The following is a 15,692-nucleotide window of genomic DNA, read 5'->3' as shown; positions in this document are numbered from 1 at the left end:
GGCCGCATGAGTGATCAGGGACGAGACAAGGGGCGCGAGCGTAGTGGGCCGCAGGGGACCATGCTGTTCCAGGGCGCAGCGCTCCCCGAGACTGAAACCAGCGAAGAACAATCGCACACCCCGCCCGGCGGACACCCCGTGCTGGTGGGTGTCGTCGGCCCCTTCCGCCAGCAGCGCCTGACCCTCAAGCCCGGCAAGCAGTCGGTTGGCCGCCAGGGGGACAACGACATCGTGCTGCAGGAGGACAGTGTCTCGTCCCAGCACGCCTGGCTGGTCAATGACAGCGGGGCCTGCCGCGTGGTCAACCTACTCTCGACGAACGGCACCTGGGTCAACGAGCGCAAGGTCCACGAGGCCACATTGAACGATGGCGACCATGTTCGCTTCGGGCGCGCGGAATTCATCTTCCGGCATCGCGATGATGGTTCGGAGGTGGTGCCCACCAGTGGCGTGCGGCGATCTTCCTGGCGCTGGATCGGACTGGCAGTCGCCATCCTCGTGCTCGCCGCAGTCGCGCGCGTCCTCCTCGAGAGCACCTGAGCGAGCAGCCCGGCGTGCAGCGGATCGGTCGCTACGGCGTAGGCGAGGAGATCGGCCGCGGGGCCATGGCCGTGATCTATCGCGGTTACGACCCGGAGATTCGGCGCGAACTTGCGATCAAGTACCTTCAGGATGACTACGCCAGCCGGCCCGAGTATCGCCGACGGTTTCTGGCCGAGGCCCGCGCGGCGGGTACGCTGACCCATCCGGGGATCGTGACGATCTTCGATGTCGGCGAGTCCGACGATCGCCCATTCATCGCAATGGAACTGCTGGACGGCATCACGCTCGCCGCATTCGCCAGCCAGTTTCGCCCGCTGCTGCTGCGCAACGTGTTGAAGATCGCGATCCAGCTGACCGAGGCGCTGGATTACGCCCACCGCAATGGTGTGGTGCATCGCGACATCAAGCCGGAGAACATCCTCGTCACCAGCGCCACGGTGAACATCAAGGTGATGGACTTCGGCATCGCCCAAACGCTGAACGACCCCGCCTGGCGAGCCGGCTCGGACGGCTATGTCGCCGGCTCGCCCCACTACATGGCTCCGGAACAGATTCACGGCCGACCCACCGATGCCCGCGCGGACCTCTACTCGGTGGGCGTCGTCCTGTATGAGCTGCTCACGGGTTCGACACCATTTCGCGGACACGAGGTGGAGGGGCTGCTGACCCGAGTGGTGCGCGACCCGGCACCGCCCTTGCGGCCGGTTGTCCGGGATTGCCCGCCCGAGCTGATCGACCTGGTCGAACGCCTGCTGGAGAAGCAGCCAGAGCAGCGCTACCAGTCGGCCGGGGAACTGCTGGTGGACCTGCAACGTATCGATGAAGAGCGCTTGGAACGCGAGCGTGCCGGAGCCGGCCGACGGATCATCCCCTTGCGCTGGCGCTGGCCCGCGATACTCGGGGCGACGGTAGCCATCACCCTGCTGTTCGCCGGCACCCTCGTACAGAAAAAACAAAACGAGGTGCTCACCGACCTGGCCTTTGACTACGGCGCCACACTGGCGCAGATCATCTCGGTGGAGAGTGCGGAAGACCTGCTGCTGGAGGATGCTGTTGCCGTACAGGGACGGCTGCGCGACATGCAGAACAATCGCGAGATCGCGCTGTTGAGTGTGGCCGACCACCGGGGACGAGTGGTGGCGAGCAGTGACGACTCATCGCTTGGCGGTGCGTTTGAGTCGCCTCCCGACGAACATCTGCTGACCCGACGCGGGGAACAGGCGATCTGGGCCAGGGAGGGCCCGGACGGGCGCGAGATGTTCGTGTTTGAGGCCCCAGTGCGTTTCCAGGAGATGGAGATCGGGCGGCTGCAGGTGGGGCTTTCGACCCGATCGCTGCGCGCCGCCAACCAGACCACGCTCCTGGCCCTGACGTTGCTGGCACTGGTGACGCTGCTCGCCGTATCGATCGGCGCCTATGTGCTTGCCCGACGCTTGCAGGCACCCCTCGATACCCTGCGCGGCGCCCTGGATCAGATCGGACAGGGTCGACTGGACACACGCATCCGCACGCAGCGTCGCGATGACTTCGAGCGGGTATACGCCGCCTACAACGCAATGGCGGACTCGCTCGAGGCCCGGGTGAAACAGCGCCAGGCTCCACGACAGGACCCGCGTGCGGAAGCCGACAGCGAGCGAACACTGGTACTGGAGGAAAAAGCGGAGTCAGTACGCTCGGAACGCAACCCACCGGCCTGAGCCGGGCGGGACGCCCCCGATTACAGAAGCTCGGTGTCGTCGTGCGAGTAAGGCGGCGAACAGCTGCACAGGATATGCAGTGGCTCGGCCCCGATGTTGCGGATGTTGTGCGGGGTGCCTGGGTGGATGCAGACGGTATCCCCGACGGTCACCTCGAAGGTCTCCTCGCCGAGCCGCATTTCGCCGCGGCCGCGGGTAATGTGATAGAGCTCCTCGGTCTTCGCATGGCGATGCAGGTGCGTGGTCGCACCCGGCTCCACGACCGCTTCTGCCAGACTCTGAGCCGCATTGCCGTGGCTGTCCGGGTGCATCAGCTCGCGAATCTCGGAGCCGTCCTTCGTGTCATAGGCCGGGATGTCGGTGTAGCGCGTGTGCATGATCCGCCTCACGCGGGCTCCGGGACTTCCTCGAGCAGCAGGCTGGTCCCGCCCATCGCCGCAGGCTTGGGCACACCCATCAGCTCCAGAACGGTCGGGGCCACATCGGCCAGGCCGCCACCGGTGCGCAGGCGCCAGCGCTGCGAGTCGGTGATCATGCACATCACCGGGTAGATCGTGTGCTGAGTGTGCGGGTCACCCGTCACCGGGTCGACATATTCGTCGCAGTTGCCGTGGTCGGCAGTCACGATCACGGAATACCCGGCCTCCTTCGCGGCATCCAGCACGCGCCCGACCTCGCGGTCCAGCGCCTCCACCGCCTCGATCAGTGCCTCGCGCTTGGCCGTATGGCCCACCATGTCGCCATTGGCAAAGTTGACCAGGATGAAGCCGTAGCGACCGCTCTCCATCGCCTGGATGGTCTCGTCGGCCACCTCGACCGCGCTCATCTCCGGCTGCTCGTCGTAGGTATCCACCGCCGGCGAGGGCACCATTACGCGCTGCTCACCCGCGTACGGTTCTTCCTTGCCGCCATTGAAAAAGAAGGTGACGTGGGCGTACTTCTCGGTCTCTGCGCAGTGAAACTGCGGGATGCCGGCCGACGCAATGGTGCTCCCCAGGGTGGTAGAAGGACGCTCCGGCGGGAAGGCGATCGGCGACAGGAATCGCGGGTCGTACTCGGTCAGGCAGGTCTCGGCCACCGGGCGGAAATCTCCCCGATCGAAGCCGTCGAAGTCGTCCAGACCCAGCGCCGCCGTCAGCTGGCGCGGCCGGTCGTTGCGGAAGTTGAACAACACGCAAACCGCATCCTGTCCGAGCGGGGCCCCGCCATTGATGATGCGGGGATTGATGAACTCGTCGTCCTCGCCGGCGGCGTAGGCGGCCTCGATGGCCTCGCGCGCAGAGCTGGCGGGCTCGCCTTCAGCGTAGGCGATTGCGCGGAAGGCCTTTTCGGTGCGGCTCCAGCGCTTGTCGCGATCCATGGCGTAATAGCGGCCACAAACCGTGGCGATAGCCCCGCCGGCGCTCGCCAGTTCTTCTTCCAGCGGGTCGAGGTAGTTGAGCGCGGAGCGCGGCGCCGTATCGCGCCCGTCGGTGATCATGTGGACCATCGGGCGCGCGCCCTCGCGCTGGCAGATCTCGACCAGCGCGCGCAGGTGGCGGATATGGGAGTGCACGCCGCCATCGGAGACCAGGCCGATCAGGTGTAGCGGAAGGTCATTATTGGCAGCCGCTCTTGCCGCACTGACCAGGGCATCGTTCTCGAAAAAGCTGCCTTCGGAAATGGCATCGTCGATGCGCACCAGATCCTGGTTGATCACGGTGCCCGCGCCGAGCGTCAGGTGCCCCACCTCGGAGTTGCCCATCTGCCCATCCGGCAGTCCGACGGCCCGGCCACAGGCATCCAGCGTGGTGTGGGCATGGGTGGACAGGTACTCGTCGAGGCGGGGTGTGTTGGCCTCGGCATAGGCATTGTTCACCTTGGAGGGGTTTACTCCCACCCCGTCCATGACGATCAGCAGGACAGGGCGGCGGGGGGTCGGACGCGGGTCGGCCATCGCGGGTTCGTTACCTGGGTCAATGGGTTATCAGGGCATTTTAGCAAGTTCCGATGCGCGTATGGACGCTACAGGAATTCCCGGAGGCGCGGACGTGTGAAGCACGTCAGCGTCTCCTAACGAAAACGGCCCTCGTCATAGTCGTCCTGCGATGGCCCTTCCTCACCCGGGACATCGTCGCTGGCAGATTCTTGCGCATTGCCGCCTTTCGTCGAGTCCGACTCGGCAGCTTCGTCGGCCTGGGAACGCGAGGACTTGCGGGCCTCCCGCTGACGCTGGAGCTCGGCCTGCTCCGCCTCGATGCGGTCCAGCTCGGCGTCCATCTCCTCGTCGGTCATTGGGGTATAGCCGGCGCGCGCGGAGGCCGGGGTCTCCCGGGCGCCGTCACTGGAGGTTGCCGCTCCACCCGTGGCTGCGGCGGCCGCGCCCTTGCGTCGGGCCCCGCCGGGCGCACCCTTGCCCCCGCCACCGGGACCATCACCCGGATCATCGGGACCATCACCCGAATCATCACTCAAGTCATCGGGCTCATCGCCCCCCTGCGCGCGACGCTTCTGAGCCTTCTTGCGTTCCATGATGCGCGAGAGCACCAGGCCGATCTCGAACAGCAGCCACATCGGCAACGCCAGCAACGTCTGCGAGATGATATCTGGCGGCGTAAGCACCATGCCGACCAGGAACACCCCGACAATCACATAGGGGCGTTTCTTGGCGAGCTTCTCCGGCGTCGTCGCGCCCAGCGAGACCAGCAGGATCGTCGCCACCGGCATCTCGAACGCGATCCCGAACGCGATGAACAGCATGATCACGAACGCGAGATAGCGGGAGATATCGGTCATCACCGCGACACCCTCGGGCGCCGTCGCCGTAAAGAAGGCGAAGATCAGCGGGAAGACCACGAAGTAGGCAAACGCCATGCCGAGGTAGAAGAGGATGGTGGACGAGGCCACCAGCGGCACGGCCAGGTTCTTTTCGTGGCTGTACAGCCCCGGCGCGACAAACGCCCAGACCTGATAGAGCAGGTACGGGATGCTGATCACCACCGCCAGCAGCAGCACCAGCTTGAACGGGATCAGGAACGGCGCGGCCACGTCGATCGCGATCATGCTGGTGCCTTCCGGCAGGTGCTGCATCAGCGGATCGGCCAGCCACGTATAGATCGGGTTGGCGAACGGGAACAGCACCAGGAACACCACCAGAATGGCGATGAACATCCTGAGGATACGGTCACGCAGCTCGATCAGGTGCGTGAGCAGGGTTTCGGTGGCCTCCGGACTCGGTTCGACCTCCGGCTTGGTCTTGCTCATGAGTGCTTGTCGGGGGCCTGGTCGTCGTGAGTGGAGTCGTCTTGATCCGGGGCCGCATCCGGGTGATCCGCGGATTCGGCTTCAGCCGCCTTCCCGGTCCGCCGCGGGCGTACCGCCGGTTTCTTGCGCTTGGGTCGGTCGGCCTCACCGGCTCGCGCCTTGCGCTCGGCTTCCAGCGCCGGATCGTCGGTCATCAGGTTGCCGTCCATACCCGACCGGGTCGGCACGCGCCGGACCGGGGCCTCGCCATTATCCGAGTCGGAGTCGGCTTCGCCCTCTGCCTCGTCGGTGGCGGGCGTGCGGCGCGGGCGTACCGCCGGCTTTTTCGGCTTGGCGGAAGCGGCCTTGTCATCCAGGGCACGTTGCTCGTCCTTTGCCAGGCCCTTGCGCGTGGCGGCCTTGCCCTCGATATCTTCGCGCAGATCCTTTTCGGTTTCCTCAAGGTCTTCGCGGAGATCCTTCTCGGCCTCCTCCACCGTGCCTTTGAGCTGGCGGATCTCGCGCTCCTGGCTCTTGAGCATCTTGCGCAACTCTTCCGTCTGCAGCTCCTGCTCGAAGTCGGAGCGCACGCTGTGCACGAAACGCCGGGTCTTGCCCACCCAGCGCCCTATCTCGCGCGCAAGGCCGGGCAGCCGCTCCGGTCCCACGACCAGCAGCGCGACCAGCACGATGATGATGATTTCCCAGAAACCGATGTCGAACATGCGCTAGGGCCGCTCGAGTCCGGTGTTCCCGCGCGTGGCGCGGATCAGGATTTCTTGTCCGACTGCGAGGTCTCGGTGTCCTTCTCCGAGCTCTTCTTCGCCTCGCCGTCGACTACACGCCCCTTGTCGCCCGTCTGGTCTTCGACCTCGGGGGTCTCGTCATCCTGACCTTCCGCGTTTTCATCCTGCTTGTTCTGGCCGTCCGGATCCTTGACCGCCTGACGGAAGTTCTTCAGCGCGGAACCGACGTCGCCGCCCATGTTGCGCAGCTTCTTCGTGCCGAACAGCAGCACGACGATGAGCAGGATAATAAGAAGTTGCCAGATGCTGATGCCACCAATACCCATGGACTCTCTCCAAGATCATTCAACTTTGGGATAAGCCTGAACGGCGCCAGGCCCACAATCAATACGCAGCGTTTTATTTATCGTTTTTGTCGGAGCGCTGCCCACTGGCCCGTCGCGCGGCCTTTTCCGCGATACCGGACAATCCGAAGCGCCGCGCCAGCTCGTCGAGGACGTCGTCGGGGTGACGGCCCCGGGCCGCGAGCACAATCAGGCTATGAAACCACAGGTCAGCCATCTCCGATACCAGCGCGTCGCTGTCGTCGTTCTTGCCGGCGATGATGGTCTCCGCCGACTCCTCGCCGAGCTTCTTCAGCATCTCGTCGAGCCCCCGGGCGTGCAGCTTCGCCACGTAGGACTGCTCCGGGTCGGCCCGGCGCCGCTGCTCGATCACCTCGGCCAGCGCGCTCAGAAGCTCGTTACCTGTCGGGGACTGCGCCTTACCGCCGGCCATCAGGCGACCACCCCGACATCATTGGGCCGCACCGGCACGCCCGCCGCGGCCATTGCGTCCTTGGCCTCGCCCACCGTGTGCTGACCGAAATGGAAGATGCTGGCCGCCAGCACCGCATCGGCATGGCCCTTGGTCACGCCCTCGACCAGGTGCTGCAGTTCGCCCACGCCACCGGAGGCGATGACCGGGATACCCACCGCATCGCTGACCGCCCGGGTCAGTTCCAGGTCGAACCCGATCCGGGTGCCATCACGATCCATGCTGGTCAGCAGGATTTCGCCGGCCCCGAGGGACTCCATCCGCTGCGCCCACTCGACGACCTCCAGACCGGTTTCGCGACGCCCGCCGTGAGTAAACACCTCCCAGCGGGGAGGCTCGCCTTCCGCGCTGACCCGCTTGGCATCGATCGCCACCACGATGCACTGGCTACCGACCCAGTCGGCCGCCTCGCGCACCAGCTCCGGGCGGTGCACGGCGGCGGTATTAATCGAGACCTTGTCGGCGCCGGCATTGAGCAGGCGTCGGATGTCCTCCACCGCGCGCACGCCGCCACCGACGGTCAGCGGGATAAAGACCTCGCGCGCGACCTCCTCAACCACATGCAGGATGGTGTCGCGGTCGTCACTGGAAGCCGTGATGTCCAGGAAGGTAATCTCGTCCGCGCCCTGCGCGTTGTAGCGTCGCGCGACTTCCACCGGGTCGCCCGCATCGCGTATACCCACGAAGTTCACACCCTTGACGACTCGGCCAGCATCGACGTCCAGACAGGGGATGATGCGCTTGGCCAGCATCTCAGCCCCCGGAGGCCGCCTTGCGTGCCTCTTCAAGGGTGAACGCACCCTCGTACAGCGCACGGCCGACAATCGCCCCCATGATGCCTTCTTCCTCGTTCTCGGCGAGCTGGCGCAGATCATCCAGCGAACTGATACCCCCCGACGCGATGACCGGCACCCGCACGTTGCTCGCCAGGCGGGCAGTGGCCTCCACGTTGGGTCCCTTCATCATCCCGTCGCGGGCGATATCGGTATAGACGAAGGCCATCACGCCATCCGCCTCGAAATGCTGGGCAAGGTCGATCACGTCGTGGTGCGACAGCTTCGACCAGCCATCCACGGCCAGCTTGCCGTCCTTCGCATCCAGCCCGACGATGATGCGCCCGGGAAACTCCAGGCACAGATCATTGACGAAGTGCGGCGCGCTCACTGCCCGGGTGCCGATAATCACGAACTCCACTCCGGCGTCCAGGTAGGCCTGCACGGTGTCCTCGTCGCGAATCCCGCCGCCAATCTGGATCGGCAGGTCGGGAAAGGCCTCGGCGATCGCATGCACGGCCTCGGCATTGCGCGGATGCCCCGCGAAGGCACCATCCAGGTCGACGATGTGCAGCCGCTCGGCCCCAGCATCCACCCAGCGCTTCGCCATCTCCACCGGGTCCTCGCCGAACACGGTGGAATCCTCCATCTTGCCCTGGCGCAGGCGCACGCACTTGCCTTCCTTCAGATCGATTGCGGGAATGACCAGCATCTTCGACTCCTCACACGGCCCCGGGACCCTCGCCGTCCCAGCGCAGAAAGTTGTGCAACAGGCGCAGCCCGCAGGCGGCGCTTTTTTCCGGATGGCACTGCATCGTAAACAGCGAGCCCCGCGCCAGTGCCGAGGCAAAGGTCTCGCCATAATCGGTGCGCCCGGCGACATCCGCCTCGCTCTCCGGCAACACGCGATAGCTGTGCACAAAATAGAACCACGGCGTCTCGGGCAAACCGTGCCACAAAGGATGATCGCCGGCCGGCAGCACCCGGTTCCACCCCATGTGCGGAATCTTGAGGCGCCGCCCCTCCGGGCCCTCGCGTTCCGGGAAGCGCACGACTCGCCCGGGCAGTATGCCCAGAAGATCGACCCCGCCGCTCTCCTCGCTGTGCTGCATCAGGATCTGCTGCCCCAGACACAGGCCGAGGAAGGGTCGATCCGCAGCCAGTTCGGGCAACAGACGATCAAGTCCACGGGCACCCAGCGCCCGCATCGCATCGCCAGCCGCTCCCTGACCGGGAAAGACCAGGCGGTCTGCCTCGCGCAGGGTGTCCGGGTCGTCCGTCAGCAATATGCGCTGGTCGGTGCCGGACTCGTGTTCGAGCGCGCGAACCACCGAGTGCAGGTTACCCATGCCGTAGTCAATGACGGCAACTGTTTCCATGGCCGGGAGATCCCTTCCGTGATTCGCGTTACAGACTGCCCTTGGTCGACGGGGTGATCCCCTCCGCGCGCGGATCGGCCTCGGCCGCCATGCGCAGGGCACGCCCGAAGGCCTTGAAGATCGTCTCGGCCACGTGGTGCGCGTTGTCTCCGCGAAGGCTGTCGATGTGCAGGGTCATCCAGGCGTGGTTGACCAGGCCCTGGAAAAACTCGTGAAAGAGATCCACATCGAACTCGCCGATGTGCGAACGCCGGAAGTCGGCATGCATCTCCAGCCCCGGACGTCCGGAAAAGTCGATCACCACCCGCGCCAGGGCCTCGTCCAGCGGCACGTAGGCATGGCCGTAACGACGAATGCCCTTCTTGTCCCCCAGGGCCTTCGTCAGCGCCTGCCCGAGCGTGATGCCGACATCCTCGACGGTGTGGTGCGCGTCGATGTGCAGGTCGCCCTGCGCACGCACGGCGAGGTCGACCATCCCGTGGCGAGCCACCTGGTCGAGCATGTGGTCAAGGAACGGGACACCGGTTTCCAGTGTGCTGGTGCCCGTGCCATCAAGGTTAAGCTCGACGGCGATCTGGGTCTCCAGGGTGTCGCGGCGGACGCTAGCAGTACGTTCAGTCATGATCCCGATTCAACGCGGCAAAGGCTCAGTGTAGCAAGGCTGGCCGCGCCCCGGTACGCACGGCGGTTCGCGGCCTCCATTCGTCATGCAGCGGACAAAAAAAAGCCGGGGCCCGAGGGCCCCGGCTGGACTTCAGGAAGCGAGGCTTCCTTAGCCGACTTCGACTTCGGTCGAATCGGATTCGCCCTTGTTGTCCGTCCAGGAGACGGACACGGTGTCACCGGCGGACCCGTCAAACTCGACCTGCAGGAACGGGTTGCGGGAGACGGTGAAGTTCCAGTGGGCGGTCACGGCATCTTCGCCGTTACGCTTGATTTCCACGGTTTCGATGAAGTGCGGGCCACCGTCATCATCGGGGACCAGCATGTCGTGGCTCATCAGAGCGCGGACATTGACAACGCCGTTACTTTCCTGGGCGCGAACTCGAATAGACATATCTTATTCCTCCAATAGGGTTCAGATCAGCGGTTCAGGGTCGGCCTTAGCCGCCGCAGCCACCGACCGTGACCTTCACTTCGCGGACGGTCTTGTACCAGTCATCGCCAGACTTCACGGCGGCGATCACGTTGGAGGACTCGCCCATACGGATACGGCTGGACACTTTCGGCTTGGTGCCGTCGGCCAGGACATAGCGGCCGCTCAGGGAGAAATCGTTCTTCTCGACGAAGATGGCGATTTCGCTCACGTCGTCCATGCCGGTTTCGACGGAGACCGGGACCACGGCGCCGTTTTCGGCGATTTCCGGGGCGCTCAGGTCGATATCGTCGCTGTCCGGGATATCGCTGGAGCCGAGCGCGGCTTCCATCGCGGCGTCCAGGCCCTCGGCCTCGAACATTTCGGACGGCCAGGCGGCCAGCAGCTTGCTCGGAGCCAGCAGGCCAGCCCCAACAGCCACGCCGACAGTGCCGGCGGCGAGAGTGCCTTTCAGGAAGACACGACGCTTGGTGCTAATCATGGAGATCTCCTCTCATCTTTTTTGGGTCAGTTCCGGGTTATCCGGCGGCGTTTTTACGGTTGCCCGTGTTCACGCCTGTTGCTTTGGACGGCGACCCTCGGGGTTCTATTCCGTTGGGTCGGGCTCCATCGCTGACCAGCTTCAGTGGTCTTCTGCTGGTCTGGCAGGTTCATCCTCCCAAAGTTCGCTGAATCGATGATGAACGAATCACCAAGGGCTCAAAATCGGGTGAATGACGACGGATGGACCTGAAGCCAGCGCCGTATCAATGGCACACTATCGGCCTTCATTGCAACGACACCCCGGAACGAACATGCGTTCATGCAAGGCCCAGTGGCTCCTGATTGCGGTCGTGGTCGTGCTTGGCACGATGCAAATGCTCGCCTCCTGCGGACAGAAGGGCGATCTGTACCTGCCCGATGACGACGACGCCACCGAGGAGCGCCGCTGAATGGATTACTTCGACTATCACGGTGACACCCTTTACTGCGAAGGCGTCGCCCTCGACAGCCTCGCGGAACTGGTGGGCACACCCGCCTACGTTTATTCCCGCGCCACGCTGGAGCGGCACTATCGCGCGTTCAGCGAGGCCCTGATCGGCACCCCGCACCAGGTCTGCTTCGCGGTGAAGGCGAACTCCGCGCTGGGGGTGCTGAACGTGCTCGCACGCCTGGGCGCCGGCTTCGACATCGTCTCCGGCGGCGAACTGGAACGCGTGCTGCGCGCCGGCGGCGACCCGGCAAAGGTCGTGTTCTCCGGCGTCGGCAAGACCGCGGCCGAGATGCGCCGCGCGCTGGACGTCGGCATCCACTGCTTCAATGTCGAGTCCGCCTCGGAGCTGGAACGGCTGGAGTCCGTTGCGGCCGAGGTGGGCGCGGCCGCGCCGGTCTCGATCCGCGTCAATCCGGACGTCGATGCCGAGACCCACCCCTATATCGCCACCGGCCTGCGCGAGAACAAGTTCGGCGTCGCCATCGAGGAGGCGCCGGCCCTGTATGCTCGGGTGCGTAACAGCCAGCACCTGGAGGCCACCGGCGTCGATTTCCACATCGGCTCGCAGCTGACCCGCATCGATCCGTTCACCGATGCCCTGAAGCGGGTGCTGGCACTGGTCGACCAGCTGGCGGCAGACGGCATCGAGCTCGAACATATCGATGTCGGCGGCGGGCTGGGCGTGCGCTACCGCGACGAGACGCCACCAGAGCCGGACGCCTGGGCCAGCGCACTGCGCGAGGTGATGGGCGAGCGCCCGCTGAAGGTATTGCTGGAGCCGGGCCGCGCGATCGCGGCGAACGCCGGCGTGTTCCTGACCCGGGTGGAGTACCTGAAGCATACCGAGGCCCACGACTTCGCGATCGTCGACGGGGCGATGAATGACCTGCTGCGCCCGGCCCTGTACGGCGCCTGGCAGGAGATCATCCCGGTGGTGCAGCGCAAGGACACCGAGACCCGCACCTACGACATCGTCGGCCCGGTCTGCGAGACCGGCGACTTCCTCGGCCGCGAGCGCGAATTGGCGCTGGCCGCCGGCGACCTGCTGGCCGTGCGCTCGGCCGGTGCCTACGGCTATGTCATGGCCGGCAACTACAACTCGCGCCCGCGCCCTCCGGAAATCATGGTCGACGGCGACCACTTCCAGGTCATCAACCGACGCGAGCAGGTCGATCACTTGATGATGCGCGAGAGCATGCTGCCCCAGGACCCGGACGACGACGCCCCGCCCGGGAGGGTGGACCCGTGATCCCGCGCCGGCCCGAACCAGAGCTGATGCTGGAGCAGGAGCAGGCCCGCGCCTATGCCGAGGCCGACTTCGCCACGCCGCACGAAGGCTTCGTGGACGCCTTCGCCGAGGCCTTCCCGGGCCCGATCAGCGGCCCTGTGCTCGATCTCGGCTGCGGGCCGGGCGATGTCTCGCTGCGCTTCGCCGCACGCTACCCGGCCTGCGAGGTCGACGGGCTCGACGGCGCGCCCGCGATGCTGGCCGCCGGTGACGTGCTGATGGCCGACCACCCGGCCGCCCCGCGCGTACACCTGGCCGAGGGCTGCCTGCCCGCGGCGCGCGGCCCGCGCGCCCCGTATGCCACGATCATCAGCAATTCCCTGCTGCATCACCTGCATGACCCGACCGTGCTGTGGCAGGCCATCCGGCGCGATGGCGCGTCCGGCGCAGCCGTGTTCGTCATGGACCTGCGGCGACCCAACTCGGAGACAGCGGTCAAAGCCCTGGTCGCGGAGTACGCAGCCAACGACCCGGACGTGCTGCGCCGCGACTTCGAACACTCCCTGCACGCGGCCTTCACGCCAGACGAGGTACGCGCGCAGCTGGCCGACGCAGGACTCGACGGCTTCACCGTCCGCGCCACCTCGGACCGGCACATGATCATCTTCGGGCAGCTGCCGGAGGCCACCTGATGCGCCTGGAATTCACCAAGATGCACGGGCTGGGCAACGACTTCGTGGTCATCGACGGCACGCGCCAGGACGTCCACCTGGACGAAGCGACGCTGCGTCATCTGGCGGATCGCCACTTCGGCATCGGCTGCGACCAGATCCTGCTGGTGGAGCCCCCGGGCGACCCGGTGCAGGCCCTGTTCCGCTACCGCATCTTCAATGCCGATGGCTCCGAGGTGGAGCAGTGCGGCAACGGTGCGCGCTGCTTCGCCCGCTTCGTGCGCGAGCAGGGCCTGACCGAGGCCCGCGAGATCCCGGTCGAGACCCTGGGCGGACGCATCGTGCTGCATGTGGAGGACGACGAGCGCGTGCGGGTCAACATGGGGCGGCCGGTGTTCACGCCCGAGCAGATCCCGCTGGTCGCCGAACACGAGGCCGATGCCTACACCCTGGACGTGCAGGGCCACGCGATCACGCTGGGCGCGGTGTCCATGGGCAATCCCCATGCGGTGCTGCTGGTCGACAACGTCGCGAGCGCGCCCGTGGCCGAGGTCGGGCCGCTGATCGAACGGCATGAGTGCTTCCCACGCCGCGTGAATGTCGGCTTTGCCGCGCTGCGCGACCGCGGCCATGTGGGCCTGCGGGTCTTCGAGCGCGGGGTCGGCGAGACGCTGGCCTGCGGCAGCGGCGCGGCCGCCGCGATGGCCATCCTGCGCCGGCGCGACCTGGTCGACGACGAGGTTGAAGTCTCGCTGCCGGGCGGTACCCTTGTGCTAAGCTGGAACGCACAGGCCGAAGCCCCGGTTTGGCTAACCGGACCGGCCACCACGGTTTTCAACGGCTGGATCGATCTATGACTGGGCAATCCTCCAACGCCTCTGCTACTACGAAGACCCCCAAGCCGCAGGCGACGGACGACAAGAACAACAAAACGCTTACCGCGGCCGACGTCGAGGCCTACCTGCGCGATCACCCCGATTTCTTCCAGGACCACCTGCCACTGCTGGACATCCTGCGCCTGCCGCACCCGGCCGGCGGGGCGGTATCGCTGATGGAGCGCCAGGTCGCCCTGCTGCGCGAGAAGCACCGCGCGATGGAGCAGCACATGGGCGAACTGGTCGAACGCGCCCGCGACAACGAGCGCATGGGCCAGCACCTGCACGAACTGGCCAAGACCCTGATGCGCGCCGAGAACCTGGATGCCGTACTGGCACTAACCCAGGACGCCCTGCGCAACGAGCTGGGCGCCGAGCGCGTCAGCATCCGCCTGGCCGACCGCGAGGTGGACGACCTGCATGCCCTGGAATCCGGCGAACTGAGCACGTTCGACCCGCTGTTCGCGCGCGGCAAGGCTCAGTGCGGTCGCGTTCCGGGCGAGATGCTGGACGTGCTGTTCGACTCGGCCGACGGCATCGGCTCCGCGATCCTGATGCCACTGGGCGACGAGTCCGACCGCATCGGGGTACTGGGGCTGGCCAGCGACTCCCCGGACCGTTTCCAGCCCGACATGGGCATCTATTTCGTCACCCATATCGGCGACCTGCTGGCCGAATCGATCCGCTGCCATGTCGAGCGGACCCACGCCGCCGCCTGAGGCGGCGACCGATTCTATCCCTCCACAGGATGCGGACATCGCGGCCTTTCTGGGGCATTTAAGCGATGTTCGCGGACATTCGCCGCATACCGTCAATGCCTACCGGCGCGACCTGAATCGCCTGCGCAACCTGCACACGGGCCCGTGGGCCGATCTCAAGGCCGCGGACATGCGCCGCATCGCCGGACAGCTCGCCCGCCAGGGCCGCCACCCGCGCTCCATCCAGCGCTTCCTGTCCGCCGCGCGCGGCTTCTTCGCCTATCAGGTCGAACACAACCGCATGCCGGCCAACCCCGCCGCCGGCCTGCGCGGACCGCGCGCAGGACGCGCCCTGCCGCGCGATCTCGACGTCGACCAGACCCAGCAGGCCCTGACCCCGGCCGAGGACCTCGACCCGATCCTGGCCGCCCGCGACCAGGCCATGCTGGAGCTGCTGTACTCCTCCGGGCTGCGCCTGTCCGAGCTGACCGGGCTGGACCTGATGGATCTCGACCTCGATACCGGGCTGGTACGCGTACTCGGCAAGGGCCGGCGCGAGCGCAGCGTCCCGGTGGGGCGGGTGGCACGTGATGCGATCCGCAGCTGGCTCAAGCGCCGGGGCGACTGGGCCGCACCCGACGAACGCGCCCTGTTCGTGACCCGCCGCGGCGCCCGCATCGGCAACCGCGCAGTCCAGCGCCGCGTGGCCGAGGCCGGCCGGCGCGCCGGGCTGGACGTGCGCCTGCATCCGCACCGGTTGCGCCATGCCTTCGCCAGTCATCTGCTGGAATCGAGTGGCGATTTGCGAGCCATTCAGGAACTTCTTGGTCACGCCAACCTTGAAACCACCCAGATCTATACCCATCTCGACTATCAGCACCTGGCACAGGTGTATGATGCCGCCCACCCGCGTGCCCGGAGAGACCGTTCGCCAGGCAAACGCTGAGTCCAGCTTTCTCCGGGCGGGGAACCAAC

Annotated in this window: 20 protein-coding genes; 8 read left to right on the top strand and 12 right to left on the bottom strand. The window is 66.2% G+C overall.

What is annotated here, in order from left to right; genetic code table 11:
- Positions 1-6 precede the first annotated feature (6 nt).
- Positions 7-540, top strand: a complete 534-nt coding sequence (locus F623_RS0102160) for an FHA domain-containing protein (protein WP_018860933.1) — start codon at positions 7-9, stop codon at positions 538-540.
- A 14-nt stretch (positions 541-554) separates the two neighbouring features.
- Positions 555-2,240, top strand: a complete 1,686-nt coding sequence (locus F623_RS0102155) for a serine/threonine-protein kinase (RefSeq protein ID WP_018868095.1) — start codon at positions 555-557, stop codon at positions 2,238-2,240.
- Between the two features lie 20 nt (positions 2,241-2,260).
- Here the strand turns inward: F623_RS0102155 and F623_RS0102150 are convergent, their stop codons facing one another.
- The 12 genes from F623_RS0102150 to soxY form a co-directional block, all read right to left on the bottom strand.
- Positions 2,261-2,617, bottom strand: a complete 357-nt coding sequence (locus F623_RS0102150; protein WP_018868096.1) for a cupin domain-containing protein — start codon at positions 2,615-2,617, stop codon at positions 2,261-2,263.
- Positions 2,618-2,625: 8 nt separating this feature from the next.
- Entirely contained in the window at positions 2,626-4,176 is a 1,551-nt protein-coding gene (gene gpmI, locus F623_RS0102145; RefSeq protein ID WP_018868097.1) for a 2,3-bisphosphoglycerate-independent phosphoglycerate mutase, read from the bottom strand.
- A gap of 116 nt (positions 4,177-4,292) precedes the next feature.
- The gene (tatC, locus tag F623_RS0102140; protein ID WP_018868098.1) at positions 4,293-5,483 is read right to left on the bottom strand and encodes a twin-arginine translocase subunit TatC; all 1,191 of its coding nucleotides are present in this window, start codon (positions 5,481-5,483) and stop codon (positions 4,293-4,295) included.
- Entirely contained in the window at positions 5,480-6,187 is a 708-nt protein-coding gene (tatB, locus tag F623_RS0102135) for a Sec-independent protein translocase protein TatB (RefSeq protein WP_018868099.1), read from the bottom strand. Before tatB ends, tatC begins: the two co-directional genes overlap by 4 nt.
- A 44-nt stretch (positions 6,188-6,231) precedes the next feature.
- Positions 6,232-6,534 (bottom strand): twin-arginine translocase TatA/TatE family subunit, encoded by a 303-nt coding sequence (tatA, locus tag F623_RS0102130; RefSeq protein WP_018860939.1) that lies wholly within the window; start codon positions 6,532-6,534, stop codon positions 6,232-6,234.
- A gap of 73 nt (positions 6,535-6,607) precedes the next feature.
- A complete protein-coding gene (locus tag F623_RS0102125) occupies positions 6,608-6,985 on the bottom strand; it encodes a phosphoribosyl-ATP diphosphatase (protein WP_018860940.1) in 378 nt (125 codons plus the stop codon).
- Positions 6,985-7,776 carry an imidazole glycerol phosphate synthase subunit HisF gene (gene hisF / locus F623_RS0102120; RefSeq protein WP_018860941.1) on the bottom strand — a complete coding sequence of 264 codons (792 nt, stop codon included), beginning with the start codon at positions 7,774-7,776 and terminating at the stop codon, positions 6,985-6,987. The genes F623_RS0102125 and hisF overlap by 1 nt, the downstream gene beginning before the upstream one ends.
- Position 7,777: 1 nt before the next feature.
- The gene (gene hisA / locus F623_RS0102115; RefSeq protein WP_018860942.1) at positions 7,778-8,509 is read right to left on the bottom strand and encodes a 1-(5-phosphoribosyl)-5-[(5-phosphoribosylamino)methylideneamino]imidazole-4-carboxamide isomerase; all 732 of its coding nucleotides are present in this window, start codon (positions 8,507-8,509) and stop codon (positions 7,778-7,780) included.
- A gap of 10 nt (positions 8,510-8,519) precedes the next feature.
- A complete protein-coding gene (gene hisH, locus F623_RS0102110) occupies positions 8,520-9,176 on the bottom strand; it encodes an imidazole glycerol phosphate synthase subunit HisH (RefSeq protein ID WP_018860943.1) in 657 nt (218 codons plus the stop codon).
- A 28-nt stretch (positions 9,177-9,204) separates the two neighbouring features.
- Positions 9,205-9,798: an imidazoleglycerol-phosphate dehydratase HisB gene (hisB, locus tag F623_RS0102105; RefSeq protein WP_018860944.1), complete on the bottom strand. Its 594-nt coding sequence runs from the start codon at positions 9,796-9,798 to the stop codon at positions 9,205-9,207.
- A gap of 150 nt (positions 9,799-9,948) precedes the next feature.
- On the bottom strand, positions 9,949-10,233 hold the full coding sequence (gene soxZ, locus F623_RS12790; RefSeq protein WP_038040115.1) for a thiosulfate oxidation carrier complex protein SoxZ: 285 nt from the start codon (positions 10,231-10,233) through the stop codon (positions 9,949-9,951).
- Positions 10,234-10,279: 46 nt separating this feature from the next.
- On the bottom strand, positions 10,280-10,753 hold the full coding sequence (gene soxY / locus F623_RS0102095) for a thiosulfate oxidation carrier protein SoxY (protein ID WP_018860946.1): 474 nt from the start codon (positions 10,751-10,753) through the stop codon (positions 10,280-10,282).
- A 313-nt stretch (positions 10,754-11,066) separates the two neighbouring features.
- On the opposite strand from soxY, the gene F623_RS13000 reads away from it, so the two are divergent.
- The 6 genes from F623_RS13000 to xerC are packed head-to-tail and all read left to right on the top strand — an operon-like array spanning position 11,067 to position 15,663.
- Positions 11,067-11,204 carry a lipoprotein gene (locus F623_RS13000; RefSeq protein ID WP_018860947.1) on the top strand — a complete coding sequence of 46 codons (138 nt, stop codon included), beginning with the start codon at positions 11,067-11,069 and terminating at the stop codon, positions 11,202-11,204.
- Positions 11,205-12,494 (top strand): diaminopimelate decarboxylase, encoded by a 1,290-nt coding sequence (gene lysA / locus F623_RS0102085; protein WP_018860948.1) that lies wholly within the window; start codon positions 11,205-11,207, stop codon positions 12,492-12,494.
- Positions 12,491-13,165 carry a trans-aconitate 2-methyltransferase gene (locus F623_RS0102080; protein ID WP_018860949.1) on the top strand — a complete coding sequence of 225 codons (675 nt, stop codon included), beginning with the start codon at positions 12,491-12,493 and terminating at the stop codon, positions 13,163-13,165. Before lysA ends, F623_RS0102080 begins: the two co-directional genes overlap by 4 nt.
- Positions 13,165-14,001 (top strand): diaminopimelate epimerase, encoded by an 837-nt coding sequence (dapF, locus tag F623_RS0102075; RefSeq protein ID WP_018868100.1) that lies wholly within the window; start codon positions 13,165-13,167, stop codon positions 13,999-14,001. The genes F623_RS0102080 and dapF overlap by 1 nt, the downstream gene beginning before the upstream one ends.
- Positions 13,998-14,738, top strand: coding sequence for a DUF484 family protein (locus F623_RS0102070; protein ID WP_018860951.1), 741 nt, complete (start codon positions 13,998-14,000; stop codon positions 14,736-14,738). The genes dapF and F623_RS0102070 overlap by 4 nt, the downstream gene beginning before the upstream one ends.
- Positions 14,710-15,663, top strand: coding sequence for a tyrosine recombinase XerC (gene xerC / locus F623_RS0102065; RefSeq protein WP_018860952.1), 954 nt, complete (start codon positions 14,710-14,712; stop codon positions 15,661-15,663). The genes F623_RS0102070 and xerC overlap by 29 nt, the downstream gene beginning before the upstream one ends.
- Positions 15,664-15,692: the final 29 nt, after the last annotated feature.

The sequence above is a fragment of the Thioalkalivibrio sp. ALD1 genome, assembly GCF_000381245.1.
Classification (GTDB): domain Bacteria; phylum Pseudomonadota; class Gammaproteobacteria; order Ectothiorhodospirales; family Ectothiorhodospiraceae; genus Thioalkalivibrio.
The sequence above is the reverse complement of the archived record's forward strand: the minus strand, read 5'-3'. Positions and strand labels throughout refer to the sequence as shown.

Coding starts and splice junctions, on each gene's coding strand:
- hisA (WP_018860942.1), bottom strand. CDS start 8,509: ATGCTGGTCATTCCCGCAATCGATCTGAAGGAAGGCAAGTGCGTGCGC.
- hisH (WP_018860943.1), bottom strand. CDS start 9,176: ATGGAAACAGTTGCCGTCATTGACTACGGCATGGGTAACCTGCACTCG.
- xerC (WP_018860952.1), top strand. CDS start 14,710: ATGTCGAGCGGACCCACGCCGCCGCCTGAGGCGGCGACCGATTCTATC.
- F623_RS13000 (WP_018860947.1), top strand. CDS start 11,067: ATGCGTTCATGCAAGGCCCAGTGGCTCCTGATTGCGGTCGTGGTCGTG.
- hisF (WP_018860941.1), bottom strand. CDS start 7,776: ATGCTGGCCAAGCGCATCATCCCCTGTCTGGACGTCGATGCTGGCCGA.
- dapF (WP_018868100.1), top strand. CDS start 13,165: ATGCGCCTGGAATTCACCAAGATGCACGGGCTGGGCAACGACTTCGTG.
- gpmI (WP_018868097.1), bottom strand. CDS start 4,176: ATGGCCGACCCGCGTCCGACCCCCCGCCGCCCTGTCCTGCTGATCGTC.
- F623_RS0102160 (WP_018860933.1), top strand. CDS start 7: ATGAGTGATCAGGGACGAGACAAGGGGCGCGAGCGTAGTGGGCCGCAG.
- soxZ (WP_038040115.1), bottom strand. CDS start 10,233: ATGTCTATTCGAGTTCGCGCCCAGGAAAGTAACGGCGTTGTCAATGTC.
- hisB (WP_018860944.1), bottom strand. CDS start 9,798: ATGACTGAACGTACTGCTAGCGTCCGCCGCGACACCCTGGAGACCCAG.
- soxY (WP_018860946.1), bottom strand. CDS start 10,753: ATGATTAGCACCAAGCGTCGTGTCTTCCTGAAAGGCACTCTCGCCGCC.
- tatC (WP_018868098.1), bottom strand. CDS start 5,483: ATGAGCAAGACCAAGCCGGAGGTCGAACCGAGTCCGGAGGCCACCGAA.
- F623_RS0102150 (WP_018868096.1), bottom strand. CDS start 2,617: ATGCACACGCGCTACACCGACATCCCGGCCTATGACACGAAGGACGGC.
- tatB (WP_018868099.1), bottom strand. CDS start 6,187: ATGTTCGACATCGGTTTCTGGGAAATCATCATCATCGTGCTGGTCGCG.
- F623_RS0102070 (WP_018860951.1), top strand. CDS start 13,998: ATGACTGGGCAATCCTCCAACGCCTCTGCTACTACGAAGACCCCCAAG.
- F623_RS0102125 (WP_018860940.1), bottom strand. CDS start 6,985: ATGGCCGGCGGTAAGGCGCAGTCCCCGACAGGTAACGAGCTTCTGAGC.
- lysA (WP_018860948.1), top strand. CDS start 11,205: ATGGATTACTTCGACTATCACGGTGACACCCTTTACTGCGAAGGCGTC.
- tatA (WP_018860939.1), bottom strand. CDS start 6,534: ATGGGTATTGGTGGCATCAGCATCTGGCAACTTCTTATTATCCTGCTC.